This is a genomic window from Myxococcales bacterium (genome assembly GCA_016717005.1).
GTDB lineage: Bacteria > Myxococcota_A > Polyangia > Haliangiales > Haliangiaceae > UBA2376.
This window is the reverse complement of record JADJUF010000015.1, coordinates 1-15,055: the sequence shown is the minus strand read 5'-3', so window position 1 is coordinate 15,055 and position 15,055 is coordinate 1. Positions and strand designations below refer to the sequence as shown.

Annotated in this window: 15 protein-coding genes and 4 pseudogenes; 7 read left to right on the top strand and 12 right to left on the bottom strand. The window is 73.5% G+C overall.

All coding sequences use genetic code 11. From position 1 onward, the window contains the following. From IPL61_15900 to IPL61_15885, 4 genes and pseudogenes are all read right to left on the bottom strand, one after another. On the bottom strand, positions 1-409 hold a 409-nt coding region (locus tag IPL61_15900; GenBank protein ID MBK9032726.1), incomplete at its 3' end, for a hypothetical protein. A gap of 171 nt (positions 410-580) precedes the next feature. Next, on the bottom strand, positions 581-925 hold the full coding sequence (locus IPL61_15895; protein MBK9032725.1) for a hypothetical protein: 345 nt from the start codon (positions 923-925) through the stop codon (positions 581-583). Between the two features lie 118 nt (positions 926-1,043). Continuing rightward, a pseudogene (locus tag IPL61_15890) lies at positions 1,044-1,505 on the bottom strand (hypothetical protein). Positions 1,506-1,700: 195 nt separating this feature from the next. Then, positions 1,701-2,171, bottom strand: coding sequence for a hypothetical protein (locus tag IPL61_15885; protein ID MBK9032724.1), 471 nt, complete (start codon positions 2,169-2,171; stop codon positions 1,701-1,703). A 106-nt stretch (positions 2,172-2,277) separates the two neighbouring features. Here IPL61_15885 and IPL61_15880 point away from each other — a divergent pair, with 106 nt between their 5' ends. The 4 genes and pseudogenes from IPL61_15880 (at position 2,278) to IPL61_15865 (ending at position 4,531) form a co-directional block, all read left to right on the top strand. Further along, on the top strand, positions 2,278-3,573 hold the full coding sequence (locus tag IPL61_15880; protein ID MBK9032723.1) for a radical SAM protein: 1,296 nt from the start codon (positions 2,278-2,280) through the stop codon (positions 3,571-3,573). A gap of 265 nt (positions 3,574-3,838) precedes the next feature. Beyond that, positions 3,839-4,102: pseudogene (locus IPL61_15875) on the top strand (SDR family NAD(P)-dependent oxidoreductase). 16 nt (positions 4,103-4,118) lie between these two features. Further along, positions 4,119-4,298: pseudogene (locus IPL61_15870) on the top strand (SDR family oxidoreductase). A 53-nt stretch (positions 4,299-4,351) separates the two neighbouring features. Next, positions 4,352-4,531, top strand: a complete 180-nt coding sequence (locus IPL61_15865; GenBank protein MBK9032722.1) for an SDR family oxidoreductase — start codon at positions 4,352-4,354, stop codon at positions 4,529-4,531. 28 nt (positions 4,532-4,559) lie between these two features. On the opposite strand, the gene IPL61_15860 is transcribed toward IPL61_15865, so the two are convergent. After that, positions 4,560-5,954: an IS4 family transposase gene (locus tag IPL61_15860; protein ID MBK9032721.1), complete on the bottom strand. Its 1,395-nt coding sequence runs from the start codon at positions 5,952-5,954 to the stop codon at positions 4,560-4,562. A gap of 217 nt (positions 5,955-6,171) precedes the next feature. Continuing rightward, a complete protein-coding gene (locus tag IPL61_15855) occupies positions 6,172-6,405 on the bottom strand; it encodes a PDZ domain-containing protein (protein MBK9032720.1) in 234 nt (77 codons plus the stop codon). 307 nt (positions 6,406-6,712) lie between these two features. On the opposite strand from IPL61_15855, the pseudogene IPL61_15850 reads away from it, so the two are divergent. Continuing rightward, positions 6,713-7,961 (top strand): annotated as a pseudogene (locus IPL61_15850) (inosine/guanosine kinase). Between the two features lie 107 nt (positions 7,962-8,068). Here the strand turns inward: IPL61_15850 and IPL61_15845 are convergent. Next, complete coding sequence (locus IPL61_15845) at positions 8,069-8,674, bottom strand: hypothetical protein (GenBank protein ID MBK9032719.1); 606 nt, start codon at positions 8,672-8,674, stop codon at positions 8,069-8,071. A gap of 254 nt (positions 8,675-8,928) precedes the next feature. Between IPL61_15845 and IPL61_15840 the strand changes: the two genes are divergently transcribed. Together IPL61_15840 and IPL61_15835 are read left to right on the top strand one after the other, a co-directional pair. Then, a complete protein-coding gene (locus IPL61_15840) occupies positions 8,929-9,123 on the top strand; it encodes a hypothetical protein (GenBank protein MBK9032718.1) in 195 nt (64 codons plus the stop codon). A 351-nt stretch (positions 9,124-9,474) separates the two neighbouring features. After that, entirely contained in the window at positions 9,475-9,951 is a 477-nt protein-coding gene (locus IPL61_15835) for a hypothetical protein (protein MBK9032717.1), read from the top strand. A gap of 1,247 nt (positions 9,952-11,198) precedes the next feature. Here the strand turns inward: IPL61_15835 and IPL61_15830 are convergent. The 5 genes from IPL61_15830 to IPL61_15810 form a co-directional block, all read right to left on the bottom strand. Further along, the gene (locus IPL61_15830; protein MBK9032716.1) at positions 11,199-11,381 is read right to left on the bottom strand and encodes a hypothetical protein; all 183 of its coding nucleotides are present in this window, start codon (positions 11,379-11,381) and stop codon (positions 11,199-11,201) included. A 565-nt stretch (positions 11,382-11,946) separates the two neighbouring features. After that, on the bottom strand, positions 11,947-12,090 hold the full coding sequence (locus IPL61_15825) for a hypothetical protein (protein MBK9032715.1): 144 nt from the start codon (positions 12,088-12,090) through the stop codon (positions 11,947-11,949). 397 nt (positions 12,091-12,487) lie between these two features. Next, positions 12,488-12,727 (bottom strand): hypothetical protein, encoded by a 240-nt coding sequence (locus tag IPL61_15820; protein MBK9032714.1) that lies wholly within the window; start codon positions 12,725-12,727, stop codon positions 12,488-12,490. Between the two features lie 10 nt (positions 12,728-12,737). Continuing rightward, entirely contained in the window at positions 12,738-13,025 is a 288-nt protein-coding gene (locus IPL61_15815) for a hypothetical protein (protein MBK9032713.1), read from the bottom strand. Between the two features lie 1,606 nt (positions 13,026-14,631). Next, positions 14,632-15,030: a hypothetical protein gene (locus tag IPL61_15810; protein ID MBK9032712.1), complete on the bottom strand. Its 399-nt coding sequence runs from the start codon at positions 15,028-15,030 to the stop codon at positions 14,632-14,634. Positions 15,031-15,055 lie beyond the last annotated feature (25 nt).

Genomic DNA, 15,055 nt, shown 5'->3' with positions numbered 1-15,055 from the left:
GGGCCATCGTGAAGTTGTTCATCAGCTGGAACGCCAGGAGCGGGTTGCACGCGGCCAGGCCCGGGCCGCCGAACCGCGCCAGCGACCAGGTCGCGCCGTCCATCGACGCCCGCAGCATCGCGTGCAGCTCTGGCGGTCGAGCCGCCCGACGCGCCGACGCCGACGAAGCACCCGGCCGCGCGCAGGGCCTCGGCCGGCAGCGCCGCCACGAGCTCTCGTGCATCGCCGCCGCCGCCAGGAGCGCGCCGCGCGACGCGGTCTTGCGCGCGCGCACCGGCACCGCGACCAGGGCCGCGTCGGCGACCGGGCGGGTCGGCGTCGCGGCGGTCGCGCGCGCGCGCTCGGCGAGGCCGCGCCAGCCGCCGCCGATCGGCGACACCCCTGCGGCCGCGACGATCGCGACGGTCACGCGCCCTCCCGACGCCGCACCACCAGGCTGGCGTTGGCGCCGCCGAGCGGCGACACCCCTGCGGCCGCGACGATCGCGACGGTCACGCGCCCTCCCGACGCCGCACCACCAGGCTGGCGTTGGCGCCGCCGAACGCGAACGCGTTGACCAGGGCCGCGCGGACCGGCGCGGTCACCGCCGCGCCCAGCACGTGGCGCGCCCCGCAGCTGGCGTCGGGCGTGGCCAGCCCGGCGGTCGGCATGATCGTGCCCGAGGCGACGGCCTCGATCGCGCACAGCGCGCCGATCGCGCCGGCGCCGGCGACCCAGTGGCCGACCGCGCCCTGGACCGAGCTGACGTAGGCCCGCGCGAAGCCGTCGCCGAGCGCGCGCCGGAGCGCCACGATCTCGGCCGGTCGTTGAGCGGCGTCGACGTGCCGTGGGCCTGCACGTAGTCGATCGCCGGGCCGCCGGCGTCGGTCAGCGCCGCGGCGATGGCCCGGGCGGCGCCGTCGCCGTCGGGCTCGGGCGCGGTCAGGCGGTAGCCGTCGAGCGAGCGGCCGACGCCGGCGACCTCGACCTCGCCGCGCCCGCCGGCCGCTCGGCCGCGGCCAGCACCAGCAGCGCCGCGCCCTCGCCGACGACGAAGCCGTCGCGGCGCGCGTCGAACGGCACGACACGCCGCGCGCCGTCAGCGCGCCCAGCAGCCCGAAGCCCGCCAGCATCAGCGGCTCGACGTCGGCGCTGACCCCGCCGCAGATCGCCACGTCGCACGCGCCGGCGCGGATCGCGCGGACCGCGTCGACGATCGCCGCCGCGCCCGACGCGCACGACAGCGACACCGTCGCGACCGGCCCGGCGGCGCCGACCTCGAGCGCGATCGCCGCGGCGATCGCGGCCGGCGAGATCGCCCGCGCGTCGAGCCGCGCCGCGAACGGCCGCGCCGCCTCGGCGAACGCCGCGGCGTCGAAGGGTCCCGCCGCCGGCCGCGCGCGCCAGCGCCAGCACGGTCGCGAGCTGGCCCGGCTGACTCCGGCGCCGAGGAACACGCCCAGCCGCGCCGGCGCGACGTCGACCCGGCCCGCACCCCAGGCCTCGGCCAGCGCCGCGAGCGCCAGCGGCCGCCGGCGATCCTCGTCGGCGCCGTCCGCCGAGCGCGATCGCCGCCGCGACCTGGCACGGGAACCCGGTCGCGTCCCACGCGGTCACCGGCGCCACCGCGGTCGCGCCCCGCGCCAGCGCCGCCCGGGTCTCGGCCCACGTGCGCCCGAGCGGCGACCACGTCCCGACCCCGGTCACCACCACCGCCCGGGTCACGTCGGCTCCGTCACCGATCCGTGCAGCCACACGTTCAGGTGCTCGCGCCGGCGCGCGATCAGGATCGGGTCGGTCACGACCGCGAACGCGAACCCGAGCTCGGCCTCGGCCGCGAGCGCGCCGTCGAGCCGGGCCCAGCCCTTGATGCGGCCGCCGTCCTCGGTCGCGGTCTCGACCCGGGCCTCGAGCTCGAGCCGGTCGCCCGGCCGCACCACCCGCCGGAACTTGGTGCGATCGATCATCGTCAGGAGCGCGTGCAGATCGTTGCCGGCCGCGGCCGCGCAGCGTCGCCTCGAGCAGCACCCCGCCGAGCTGGGCCAGGGCCTCGACGACCAGCGCGCCCGGCAGCACCGGGTAGCCCGGGGAAGTGATCGGCGAACACGTCGTCCGACAGCGACGCGCACTTGAGCCCGCGCGACCTCGCCCGGGACGAGCTCGGTGATCCGATCGAGCATCACGTAGCGCATCGGCGCGACGGTACACCCGCCGCGCCGCTGGCGGTTGCGCCGCCCGGCGCCCGGGCGCTACAACCAGGCTACCGCAGCAGGCGCGCGCCGCGCCGGGAGTTCTCCGATGGAATGCACCACGTGCGCGCCGGGCCGAGTCGATCGCCCTCACACCTTCCTCGCCCACGAGTACGTCGCCTGCGACGGCTGCGGCGCCCGCCACGAGGCCCGGGTCGTCCTGCGCGACGGCGCGGTCTTCCACCTGCTCCTGTGCCCGACCTGCGGCCAGCGCGAGACCAAGGTCCACGATGACGCCGACGCCTACGTGCGCGAGTTCGTGGCCCGGCCCGCCCCTGAGGAGCTGACCGGCCACGTCTGGAAGCACACCACCTCGACCTGCCCGAGCTGCCTGGCGCTGGTCGAGGCCGAGGTCGTGATCCGCGCCGGCAAGGTCTACTTCGCCAAGGACTGCCGCGCGTGCGGGCCGTCGGAGGCGCTGGTGTCCGAGGACGCCGCCTACTACGCCCGCGCCTACGCGTTCGCGCGCGCCGGCACCGAGCCGCTGGAGTTCCGCGGCACCGTGGCCCAGGGCTGCCCGACCGACTGCGGCACCTGCGGCGATCACGAGCAGCACACCTGCCTGCCGATCATCGAGATCACCGACCACTGCAACCTCGAGTGCCCGGTCTGCATCGTCGACAACCAGTACTCGACCCACCTGGCGCCGGCGACCTTCGCGAAGATGATCGACGGCCTGGTCGCGGCCGAGGGCCAGTGCGAGTCGGTGGCGCTGTCGGGCGGCGAGCCCACCAGCCACCCGCAGCTGCTCGAGCTGATCAAGATCGCCACCCGGCCCGAGATCGGCCGGGTCGTGGTCATCACCAACGGCCTGCGCGCTCGACCTGCCGACCCAGCTCATCTTCGTCGCCACCCGCGGCGTCAACGACCACCAGATCGGCCAGGCGGTCGAGCTCTTGATCAACGAGCCCCCCACATCCTGTCGCTCAACTTCCAGCCGATGGCCTACACCGGCCACGGCGGCGGCGCGTTCGCCCACGATCCGATGGATCGCCTGACGATCCCTGGCGTCATCCGCAAGATGGACGAGCAGTCGGGCGGCGCGGTCCGGTACCTCGACTTCTTCCCGCTGCCGTGCTCGCACCCGCAGTGCGTGTCGCTGACGTACCTGCTGCGGCTCAACGACGGCAGCTGCGTGCCCGTTCGCGCGCTTCGTCGACTTCGAGAAGTACACGACGCTCCTGCGCTCGTCGGCGACGCTGCCGGCGACCGCCGAGGTCGAGGAGGCGCTGCACGAGCTGGTCCACGACGTCTTCGCGCGCCAGGACGAGCTCGAGCGCGGGCCCGGAGATCCTGGCGGCGCTGCGGCGCTCGCTCGACGAGATGTTCCCGGCCCGGCCGCTGACCGGCCGCGACGCGGTCCGCGCCAGCGAGCGCCAGTCGAAGTCGATCTTCTTGCACCACTACATGGATCGCCACGACTTCGATCTCGAGCGCCTGCGCAAGTGCTGCCACCACTACCCGCAGCCCGACGGCCGGATCATGCCGGCCTGCGGCTGGAACATGTTCCACCGCGGCGCGGTCAGGCCCCGGCCCCAAGCGCCTGCCCGTGATCGCCTGATGGGCCTGCTCGACGGCCGCACCGCGATCGTCACGGGCGGCCCCGCGGCCTGGGCCGGGCGATCTGCCTGGCGCTCGCCGGCGACGGCGCCGACGTCGCGTTCAACTACCTGCGCGACGACGAGGCCGCGGCCGCGACCGTCGCCGCGATCACCGCGCTCGGGCGCCGGGCCTGGCCCTACCGGGTGTCGGTGCTCGATCGCGCCGGCCTCAAGGCGATGGCGGCCGAGGTGGTCGCCGCGACCGGCGCGATCGACATCCTCGTCAACAACGCCGGCCACGGCCAGGTCGTGCCGCTGGCGCTGATGGAGGAGGAGGGACTGGGACCGGATGATGGACACCCACGTCAAGGGCGCGTTCCTGGCGACCCAGGCGGTGCTGCGCGCGATGGTCAGGCAGCGGTACGGCCGCGTGCTCAGCGTGTCGTCGCTGGCCGGCGTCAAGATGCTCGAGGCCCCGGTCCACTACTCGACCGCCAAGGCCGCGCTCAAAGGGCTTCACCGAGTCGCTGGCCAAGGGAGATCGGCCGCTACGGCATCACCGTCAACTGCGTCGCGCCGGGCGTGCTCGACGAGGGCGTCGGCGACCACCTGCCGCCGGCCCGCCGCGACGAGTACCTGCGCCACTGCGCGATGCGCCGGCTCGGCCGCCTCGACGAGGCCGCCGCGGTGATCGCGTTCCTCGCCAGCGAGCGCAACAGCTACATGAACGGCGCGACCGTCGTCGTCGACGGCGGCGTCTGAGCTTCCTGGGAGGCCTGTCGCCAGCTGATCATTGGCCAGAACTCTGCCGCTCCCGCTGGGTTCGTAGGGCGAGCGCGACAGCTTCGACCTTGATCAGGGCGCGGCTGATGATGCGCACCCCTGGCGGTCCCCCGGAGGACTTGCCGGTGTAGCCGCCGAGGTCAGCGATCCAGCGGACGAGCTGCCCGAGGGTCGGGGCGACGTCTGGCGTGTAGTTCTTCGGGCGACGCAGCAGGAGGACCGCATCGATCTCGTCGGGGCTGAATTCGGTCAGCGCGGGGATCTCTGGGGTCTCGCGTGCAAGGGTCTTGAGACGTTGGGCACGCACGGCGACGGTGGCGAGGATCGTAGCCCACTTGGAGAAGGCGCCGAGGCTGCGGAGCTGGGAGTCTTCGATCCGGCAGGTGCCTGACTTCCAGGCGAGGTGAAAGTCCTCGACGCGCCACCGCATCGTGTACCCCGCGATGACGGCGCGCGCGTCATCGAGCGTCGCGGTTGGGTGGTTGGTCAACAGCCGCCAGAGGATCGGTTCGTCGGTGCCTGCGCCGGCGCCAACCTCGCGTGCTTCGACGAGGGTTACCTCGAGTGGGTGCCATGGGGCTTGCCCGCGCTTGCCGACGGCGAGATCCAAGACGACACGAGCCACCCGTACCTCGATCGTCGTCGCGATGACGCCCCCCATCCGCCGCACATCGAGGCGGTAGCTGCCCAAGGCCGGGCGACGGCGGACGGCGTCGAAGAGATATCGGCGGCCGTGGCGGGTGCGGATCCGCCGATTGATGCTGGCGCGGACGGTGTACGCGACGCCGAGCTTCGCGAGATCGAGGAGCACATGCGCGGAGTCGGCGCCACGATCCAACTGCAACCAGGGCAGCGTCTGGGGCGCGGCGGTCTGCATCAGGGTCGCGGTCTGTTCGGCGGCGGCAAGCCAGAATCGCGTCTCGCGTTCGTCGACGGTGCGGCAGTCGTGGCGGTAGTCCGGCGCGCGTTCGGTCGAGCGCGTCCACATCTCAAGCGCCGAAAGGCCGAGCGGCACACCGTCGGGCGCGACCACCAGCGCGCTCATCGCCTGCACGCCGGTGCCGGTGTGCCCGCCCGAGATCGGTCCGAACGCGTCGCCGTCGCGATCGGTCACCTGCATCGCCGACTGATCGATCGCGACGTACACGTACGGGAACATCGCGGCCCGCCGGCCCAGTGCCACCCGATGCGCGTCGAGGATCGCCGTCGCCGCGACGCGCTTGCTCTCAAGAAACCGGTACGCCGCCTCCCGCTCTGCATCGTCGTCGAAGACTTGCGTTACCCGGCCACCCGGGGATGCGGCGGCGCACTCCAACAGCCGACGGAGCCGCGCCGTTCGTCGCGCGTCGCCCAACTCGGCATGCCCAACCTCTGCTCGTGCCCAGCTCGCGATGTCTTCCATGCGAGCAAAATCAGTGGCTTCGATCCGAAATTCCCGAGGGCCCGAGAATCTGATCAATGATCAGGTCGCCAGGCCTCCCCTCGTCGGGGGCAAGCCCCGACGAGCCTCCCCTCCGTTCTAGACGTTCTAGGCGCGAGACTCCCGGCGCGCGGGCCGGTGCTCGACCGAAAAACTGACAAGCGCTGAGTTTCCTGGGAGGCCTGTCGCCGGCGGCCCGTCAACGCGCCGGCGGCGGCGGCACCGCGACCGCGCGACGCTCGACCACGACGTCGAGCCGCTGATCGCCGCGCTCGATCCCCATCCGCACCTTGGTGCCGGCCGGGCCGCGCATCTGCCGCGCGGTCCGCACCAGCGACCAGCGCGCGGTCGACTCGCCGTCCACCTCGACCACGACGTCGCCGGCCAGCAGGCCGGCGTCGTCGGCGGGACCGCCCGGGAAGACCTGGCCGATCGCGAAGCCCTTTGGGGTGCGAGACCGGCCGGATGCCGATGCCGGTCACCGTCGAGGATCGGCCGGGGCGCCGCCGGCGGTCGGGGCGCGGCCGGCGGCGCGCCTGTGGCCTCGCCGCCGCTCGGCGCGCTGCCCTTGCACGCGAGCGCGGCGCCCACGAGCGATCATCACGGACGTCCGCATCGCGCGAGCGTACCAGGCGGGCGCGCGCGTGGTCGCGGGTGATACGCTGCGCGATCAGAGGTCCCGTGCGCTTTCCTGGACGCCGCAAGCACAAGCACTACTTCCGGTCCACGCGCGCGATCCGCTGTTCCAGCACGCGGGCGTCGAGGCCCCCGACGCCCGGACCCACCTGGTCGGCATCGATCAGACCCTCGTCGACATCGACGCCCGGGTCCCGGACGAGCTGATCGCCCGCTACCAGCTGCCCAAGGGCGCGTCGACGGTGATCGCCAGCGACGCGGCGCTGCGCCTCTACGACGAGCTCCTGGCCGACCAGCGGATCTCCTACGAGTTCGCCGGCGGCACCGTCGGCAACACGCTCCACAACTACTCGACCCTGGCCGACGACGCCTCGATCTTGCTCGGCGTGATGAGCGCGGAGATCCGGCTCGGCACGTCCGGCTACCGCTACCTCTCGAACACCTCGTCGCGCGTCAACCTCGATCACCTGCAGCCGGTGGCCGGCCCGATCGGCCGGTGCTTCGCGCTGGTGACGCCCGACGGCGAGCGCACGTTCGCGATCAGCGAGGGCGAGATGAACGGGCTGCGCCCCGACAGCGTCCCGGCCGCGGTCTTCGACGACGCGTCGGCGCTGGTGATCTCGGCCTACCTGCTGCGCTGCAAGCCCGACGACCCGATGCCGGCCGCGACCATGCGCGCGATCGAGCTGGCCCGGGCCCGGGGCGTGCCGGTCGTGCTCACGCTCGGCACCCGGTTCGTGATCGCCGAGCGGCCCGAGTTCTGGCGCGACTTCATCCGCGCCCCACGTCGACATCGTCGCGATGAACGAGGAGGAGGCCGAGGCGCTGACCGGCGAGCGCGACCCCCTGCGCGCGTGCGACCGCGCGCTCGACCTGACCGACCTGGTGCTGTGCACCGCCGGGCCGACCGGGCTGTTCCTGGCCGGCCACACCGACGTCGAGGTCAAGCGCGAGACCCGGTACCCGCTCTTGCCGGGCGCGATCCCCGAGTTCAACCGCTACGAGTTCAGCCGGCCGATGCGTCGAGCCGCGTGCGCGCAGCCGCTCAAGGTGTTCGCGCACATCGCGCCCTACCACGGCGGCCCCGCGCGGATCACCAGCACCAACGGCGCGGGCGACGCGGCGCTGGCCGCGCTCCCGCACGACGTCGCCGCCAACCGCCACCACCGCGCGCGCGTGCCCAACTCGACCAAGCACGTGCGCGAGTTCCTGACCTATTCGTCGATGAGCCAGGTGTGTCGCTACGCCAACCGCGTCAGCTTCGAGGTGCTGGCCCAGGCGGCGCCGCGGCTGACCCGCGGCCTGCCCGAGCGCGAAGAGGGCCTCGACGACGAGGCCTACTGGGCGCGGTAGGCGGCGGGGCCGTCCGCGCTGCCCCGTCGCCTGATCGAGCCCCGTCGCTCGGCGCGCCCGACCGAGCTGGCCCGTCGCCTCGATCGAGCCCGGAGGCCCGCTCGGGCTCAACGCGGTGACGGGGTCTCGTCGAGCGGCGCGCCGACCTGGGTGCCCGGCGGCACCAGCACGACGAACGGGTCCTCGCCCGGCTCGAGGTCCATGAACGTGCGGTACTCGTCGCGGGTCAGCGACGCCTCGATCGACCGCGCGTAGCCCAGCATGTTCCAGTGGACCTGCTCGGACAGCTCCTCCTGGCTGAGGAACCCGCCGTAGTAGCCGCGGACCGCGCGGCCGTGGTCGCGGATCCAGCTCGTCAGCGCGGTCCGGATCGCGTCGCGCTTGGCGGCCGGGAACTCGGGCCCGAACAGCTCGTCGAGGCGGCGGTCGATGTCGTCGAAGCGCGCCGCGATCGTCGCCGCCGGCGGCTCGTCCGGGCCGTTGACGATCTCGGCGACGCCGGGGTCCTCGTCGGGCAGGGGCACCGGCTCGAACCGGCGCACCGTCGGGATCGGCCGGCGACCGCTCGGCGTGGGTCGCGTCGCCGGCCGCGCTGCGGTCGTGATCGCCGCGCGGTCGTTGACCGTGCGGTTCGCCGCCGGGGCTGGCGCGGTGGCGTAGCCGACCGCGAACGCGGCCGCGATCACGACGGCGCCGATGGCGAGCGGCCTCATCGGTGGTCGTGCCCGTCGTCGTGCGCCGGGCGCGCCGGGCGCGCCGCCCTGGCCCGTGACCATGAAGTCGTCGGGGATCGACGCCGGGCTCGGAGCCCGGTGAGCACGCGGTACTGATCGTCCTGACGATCGCGTGCAGCTCCTCGAGCTGCCCCAGCACCTCCTCGTGGAGCTGCGTCATGTACTGCTCGTGGGTCAGCGTCCCGCGCTGGAACTCGCCGGTCTGGCGGCGCTGGAACTCGATCGCGCGGTCGTTGAAGTCGAGCAGCAGCTCGCGTTGCTCGGCCGAGATCTGTCCGAGCGTCTGGGTGATCTGCGCGTCGGTCTCGGCGCGCCGGGCCGCAGCGCGCCTCGGGCGTCTCGTCGAGCGGGAACTCATCGACCGCCTGGCCCTGCTGCGCCTGCTCGACCGCGCGTCGGAGCTGCAGCAGGTCGACCGCGCGCGATGACGCGCCGCGGGCCCGCGGGCGCGGTCGGATCGACCGCGGTCGGGTCGGCAGCGGCGGCGGCCGCGACGAGGCGCTCACCGCCGGTGGCGCGCGCGGTCCCGACCCGCCGGCCGGCGAAGAACGCCGCAGCCGCGGGCCCCAATCGCCACGATCGTCAGCGCTCGCATCGACTGCCCTTGAGCACGCTAGCACGGCTCAAGCCGGGCCCATTCGTCTGTAGTTTAGTCGCTTAGTAAATCAAACTATACAGAATGTATTGATCGTAGACACATCCGAGGACGTTGATCATGCAAAGTCAGTGATTCCCACTACATGATTTACTGGCACGGGGAGTGCTCATGGTCCGCCTCCATGAAGCTCACCAAGGTCCTGGCGGCGGTCGTGCTCGCGATGGTCGTCGGACTCAGCCCGGCGATCGCGGGCACCGGGTCGACCAGCCCCAACAACGCTCACGGCGACAACCGCGCCGTGAACATCTGGGTCGCGGGCTTCTGGCTTCACCACGTACGAGTGGGTCCGCTACGGCTCGAGCGTGAGCGCCCACTACACCTACGGCGGCGACGCATCGGGTGCACGAGCTGCAACCGCTACTCGACGACCTCGGTGTACTCGAACACGCCGACCTGCGTCGCCAACCAGAACAAGCTGACCTACGCCATCACCGGCGTGTGCCATCAGGCCACCAACCGCGCGCTGCAGGGGACCAGCATCCCGTACGTCCTGAGCTGGAACATCGGCGGCGGCGGCACCAGCAACGCGCTGTTCTGCACGTTCGGCGCGGGCCTCAGCTGCTACGGCGCCCTGCTGAGCGTCCATCCGATCATCTGAACGCTGGCGCCTCGCCCAGGGGAGATGGGTCGAGGCGCTAGCCCTTTTCGGGCCGCGGATGCGGCGCATCGGCGTGGTGCCGACGTCATCGGTCGACACGACGGGCGGCGCGGGCGCGACCGGGGCGGGCGGCGGCGAGCCGATCCGCAGGGTGCGCAGGAAGCGGACGACGCGCGAGGGCGAGGGCGGCGGTGCGGTGATCATCATGGCGTGGGTTCGACGGGGACCATGCCGGATCCATCGGCCCCGATCGGGTATGCGCGGGGCCGTCCGATCCGTCGTGGGGTGTCGATGGGGCAGCGCCGCCGGATCAGCCCAGGCGGGTCGGCACGAACCGCGCGCCGATCCGCCGGAAGCGCGTCGGTGCGGTCGTGCACCGCGAGCAGATCGCGCGCCACGTCTGGCGGCAGGCCGGGTGATCTCGCAGCGGGTGAAGCGCGCGCCGCTGACCTCGGCCGAGAACGTGTGGCGGAACTCGCTCGCGCCGGCGTAGGTGAGCGCGAGCCGTCCGGTCCACGACAGCTGCGCGCCGCGCGGGCCGGGCTGGAAGCGCAGCCGGTGATCGGCCGCGGTGTCGTGGCCGAGCAGGTAGGCGTTGAACGGCCGTCGTCGTCGCCGTCGCGATCCTCGACCATCGCGCGGCCGGTCGGCAGCGGATCGACGCGGAACTCACCGCCCGAGAGCTGCCCCCGGATCGAAACGGCGCGCCGCGGCGGTGCCGACCAGGAAGCCGCCGTCGCTGCGCTACTTGGTCGAGGAAGCCAGCGTGCACCGGTGGAAGTTGGTCCAGACGTTGCGCAGCGCCAATCGCCGTCGTCGTCGTCGTCGTCGCCACCGGCGGCGCGATCGGCGGCGTCGTAGGCCGCCGACTCGAGGTGCAGATCGAACCGCTAGCCGCGGTCGTCGAGGCGCCCCGACCAGACGAAGCGGGCGATCGCGTGGCCGTCGGGCCAGGGGTTGCCGGGGAACGCAGATGCGGCCGGAGGTCATGGCCCCGACGGTAACTACAGGCGCGCGCGGAATCAGCCGACCGGCGTCGCGGTGTGGCCCCGCCACGTCACCGCCGCCGCCGCGAGCAGGTTCAGGCCCGCCAGCGCGAGCAGGTACCGAGGCGCGGCGGTGTCGAGGCGGGCGCCCGAACCACGCGCCGGTGCACGCGATCATCGCGCCGATCGCCAGCGCGCGGGGGCCAGCTCGAGCGGCGGGTACCGGGAACGAACGCTCGAAGAACTCGCCCGAGACGACCGTCACGCGTACAGCAAGAACCCGAGCGCAGCCAGATCGGCGGCGACCCCGGCGGCGCCGAGCGTCGCGGCCAGCGCCCAGATCATCGCGCCCAGGTACGCGAGCTGCAGCGTGCCGACCAGGTACAGCCCGGGCGGCGCTGGCGCCAGCGCGCGCGGCGTCGGTCGCCGTCGGCGCGGCGTCACGAGGCCGCCAGCCAGCCGGCATGAACCACAGCCGCAGCTTGTCGCGCGCGGCTCGTCGTGCGCGCGGCCCGGCTCGCTGCGCCAGGTGGTGCAGCGCGACGGGGTCAGCGGCCGCAGGCTCGGCGGATCGCATCGTCGACGCCGAAGGCGGTCGGCGTGCCGCGGGCGAACGTGCCGAACAGGCGGTCCCAGACGATGAACGCAAAGCCGAAGTTCTTGCCGCTGCACAAATGATCGCGGCCGTGGTGGACTGGCGTGGTGGGTCGGCGTCGCCAGCACCCGCTCGGGCGGGCCGAACTGTCCGATGTTCCGCGTGTGCACGGCGAAGCCCCAGGTGTCCCTTGACGATCCACCCCAGCGCCGCAGCCAGCAGCGGCAGGGCGAGCGCGACCGGCGCGACCAGGATCAGGTACGCGCCCGAGACCACGTTCACGAGCGGCTCCGCAGGCGAGCTGCGCCCGCCGGTGGTCATCGTGAAGTACGGGCTCGAGTGGTGGACCGCGTGCGGCCGAGGTCAGGTTGAGCGCGTGGTGGTAGCGGTGCATCCAGTAGGCCGCGAGGTCCATCACGACCACGCCGAGCGGCCAGATCCACCGGGCGTCGACGGGCAGCTGCCACGGCCACCTGGGAGCCAGGCGGCGCGGTAGAGCACGACCCGCACCACCGGGACGATCGACAAGAGCGCGAAGTGCGGGATCGCGACCACCACGCTGACCGCCGCGTCAGCGCGGATCGTGGTGGGCGCGGGCGCGCCACGCGTTCCACCCGAACTCGAGCAGCATCAGCGCGACCCGAACACCGCCAGGGCCGCGATGTCACCCACCGCGCGGCTCCCAGCTCGGCGGCCGGAACAACAGCGTCGCGCCATCGCGCCAGGTCGCGCGCCGCGCCAGCCCGCGCCAGCCGGATCCACTCGACGAAGTTGGCGCGGACCACGCTCGGCGGCGCCGCGCGCCGGTGCCGTACGTGGGCGCGGCCTGCTCCGCCGCGAAGGTGCCGAACAGCCGATCCCCAGACGATCAGCATCCCGCCGTAGTTGCGGTCGACGTAGAGCGGCGTCGCGGCCGTGGTGGACGCGGTGGTGCGACGGCGTGACGCGCACCCGCTCAGGCCAGCCGAGCTTCCCGATCCAGCGCGTGTGCTGCGGGAACTGGTACAGCGGGCTGATCGCGCGCGCGACCAGCGACGCCTCGGGCTGTTACGCCCACCAGCGCCAGCGGCTCTGGGTAGAAGACCCAGCTGGTGTAGACCGAGAACCAGCCGATCCGGATCGCGACGGGCAGGTTCAGGTGATCGCTCTGGTGGTGGACCGCGTGCCCCGCCCACCACAGGTTGACCCGGTGCATCGCGCGGTGGCTACTGATAGAACGCCAGGTCGACCAGCGCGAGGATGCGCGCCCAGCGCACGAACGGCTGGCGGCGCGCTAGACCTGCGCGCGTGGCGATCAGGCCACTGGTGGACCACCCAGCGCCTTGCAGCACCAGCGCCAGGCCCGCCACCACCGAGCCGGCGCCGAGGACGACGCTGGCGATCGAGGTCGCGCCACGCGTACCCGGGCCGCGCGCCGGCGGGCGCCGTAGGCGAGCTCGAGCGCGATCGCCAGCGCGCACGGCGGCGGCGATGACCTGGACGGTGAGGGACACGGGCGGGGGCGCGATTGTACGCGGGTCGCGGGGGGATCGACCAACAGGATTCCGGCGCGCACCGAGCCGCGCCTCGGCAAAAGCCCGCGACGTTCGATCCGCGCGCCCGCACGCCCCGCTGTAACGCCCGCGCCCCGCAGCCTTCGCGCGACGCCGGCGGCCCGGTGCGGAGTCGAGGTCCGGGGCCACGGAGCATAGAGCGGTGTCCGTCACCCGGCCGTGGCCCGTGACCCGCGACGGTTGCCGCCCGAAAACGGCGCTCGGCTCGCGCTACGAGGCCACCATGCGCGCTCGTCGTACTCTCTGATCGCGGTCCTCGGTGCGGTGGTGGCGTGCTCGGGCGGCTGGCGGCGACAGCCCCCGACGGCGCGACGCCGGACAGCGCCACCATCGACCCCGCGGCGCCCGACGCCACGCCGCTCGACGCCCGGCGCCCGACGCGCCACCGCCCGACGCGCGGATCGACGCGGCCGGCTCCGACGGTAGGCTCGATCCGCTGGCGTGCGGCACCGGCACCGATCGTGCCGCTCCCACCGTCGGGCGTCGCCACCGGCGCAGCCTCGGCCAGCACTCCGGCAACGTGTCCTCGACGACGTGCTGCAACGGCCGCGGGGCCGAGACCGCGTACGTGATGACGGTCGATCACACGGTCACCCTCGACGCGACCACCGACGACCCCGCGACCACGCTCACGACGCACGGTGCTGTACGTGCGGTCAGCGTGCGCCGAGACGGCTCACCGAGCTGGCGTGCGCGGACGACCTCGGCGCGACCAACCCCGCGCTCGCACCTGACCGTCGCGTTGCCGGCCAGGACCTACTACCCTGATCGTCGACGGGCGCAACGTCGGCTCGGCCGGCGCGCGTACGCTGTCGGTGCGGCTGGCCGGGGCGCAGGGCGCAACATGCCAAAGCCCGCTCGAGTGCCAGGTCAGCTACACACGCGCGATCCGCCCGCGACCCAGCTGACCTGCGAGCCGCCGGTGTGCGCCGACGGCCGCGACGACGACGGCGACAGCCCGCACCGACTACCAGCCGACCCCGGCTGCGCCAGCCCCAGGACGACACCGAGGACGACACCTGCCAGCCGAGGCCTGGTTCCCCGCCCGGCCTGCGCCGACGGCGTCGACAACGACGGCGACCTGCTGACCGACTATCCGACCGACCCCGGCTGCACCGCGGCATCGGCCGACTCCGAGGCTGCGCCGGAGAGACCGATCCAGTCGCGCCGATCACCGCCGGGACCACCAGCGGCACGACCGCCGGCGCCACCAACGACCGGATGCCGGCGTGCGTGATGAACTCGACCACGCCCGATCGCGCGCACACGCTGCGGGTGCGGTACCCGCTCGCGACCCTGGTGATCCCGGCACCGACACCTCGCCGTTCGACACCGTCGTGCTCGCTGCTCGACGCGGACTGCGCAGCGACGATCGCGTGCGACGACGACGGCGATCCAGGCAACCAGTCGCGCATCAGCCGCACCGGCGGCGTGGCCCGGGCACCTACACGATCGTCGTCGACGGCTTCGCCTCGGCCGCCGGCGCCTACCAGCTCCACGTCGCCGGCACCTACGCCCTGGGCGCCGCGTGCGACCAAACCGCGCCCTACTTCACCTGCGGCGTCGGCGCGCGGTGCCTCGGCCCGGCGATGATGGAGGTGCGTCGCGACGGCACCGAACGACGCCGTCGACGCCGACGGCGACGGCTTCCCGGGCTACCCGACCCGATCCGGGCTGCGCCAGCCCCGACGACGACGACGAGACCGACGACTGCCCAGGCGGGCCGATGTGCCCGGCCTGCGGCAACAGGCTCGACGACGACGGCGACGGCGCGATCGACTATCCGCTCGACGACTGACTGCGCCTCGGCGTCGGGGCCCAGCGAGCAGACCTGCGCGCCGAGACCGACCCGTTCGTGACGATCACCGCCGCCGGTGACCACCGGCACCACCGTCAGCGCCACCAACGACTTCATCCCGGCGTGCATCACCAGCGCCACCCGCACGGCGCCGGACCGGGTCCACCTGCTG

Excerpts from the sequence above, each read along its gene's own strand:
- IPL61_15820 (MBK9032714.1), bottom strand. The coding sequence starts at position 12,727 with ATGCACCGGGTCAACCTGTGGTGGGCGGGGCACGCGGTCCACCACCAG.
- IPL61_15845 (MBK9032719.1), bottom strand. The coding sequence starts at position 8,674 with ATGAGGCCGCTCGCCATCGGCGCCGTCGTGATCGCGGCCGCGTTCGCG.
- IPL61_15885 (MBK9032724.1), bottom strand. The coding sequence starts at position 2,171 with ATGCGCTACGTGATGCTCGATCGGATCACCGAGCTCGTCCCGGGCGAG.
- IPL61_15860 (MBK9032721.1), bottom strand. The coding sequence starts at position 5,954 with ATGGAAGACATCGCGAGCTGGGCACGAGCAGAGGTTGGGCATGCCGAG.
- IPL61_15835 (MBK9032717.1), top strand. The coding sequence starts at position 9,475 with ATGAAGCTCACCAAGGTCCTGGCGGCGGTCGTGCTCGCGATGGTCGTC.
- IPL61_15880 (MBK9032723.1), top strand. The coding sequence starts at position 2,278 with ATGGAATGCACCACGTGCGCGCCGGGCCGAGTCGATCGCCCTCACACC.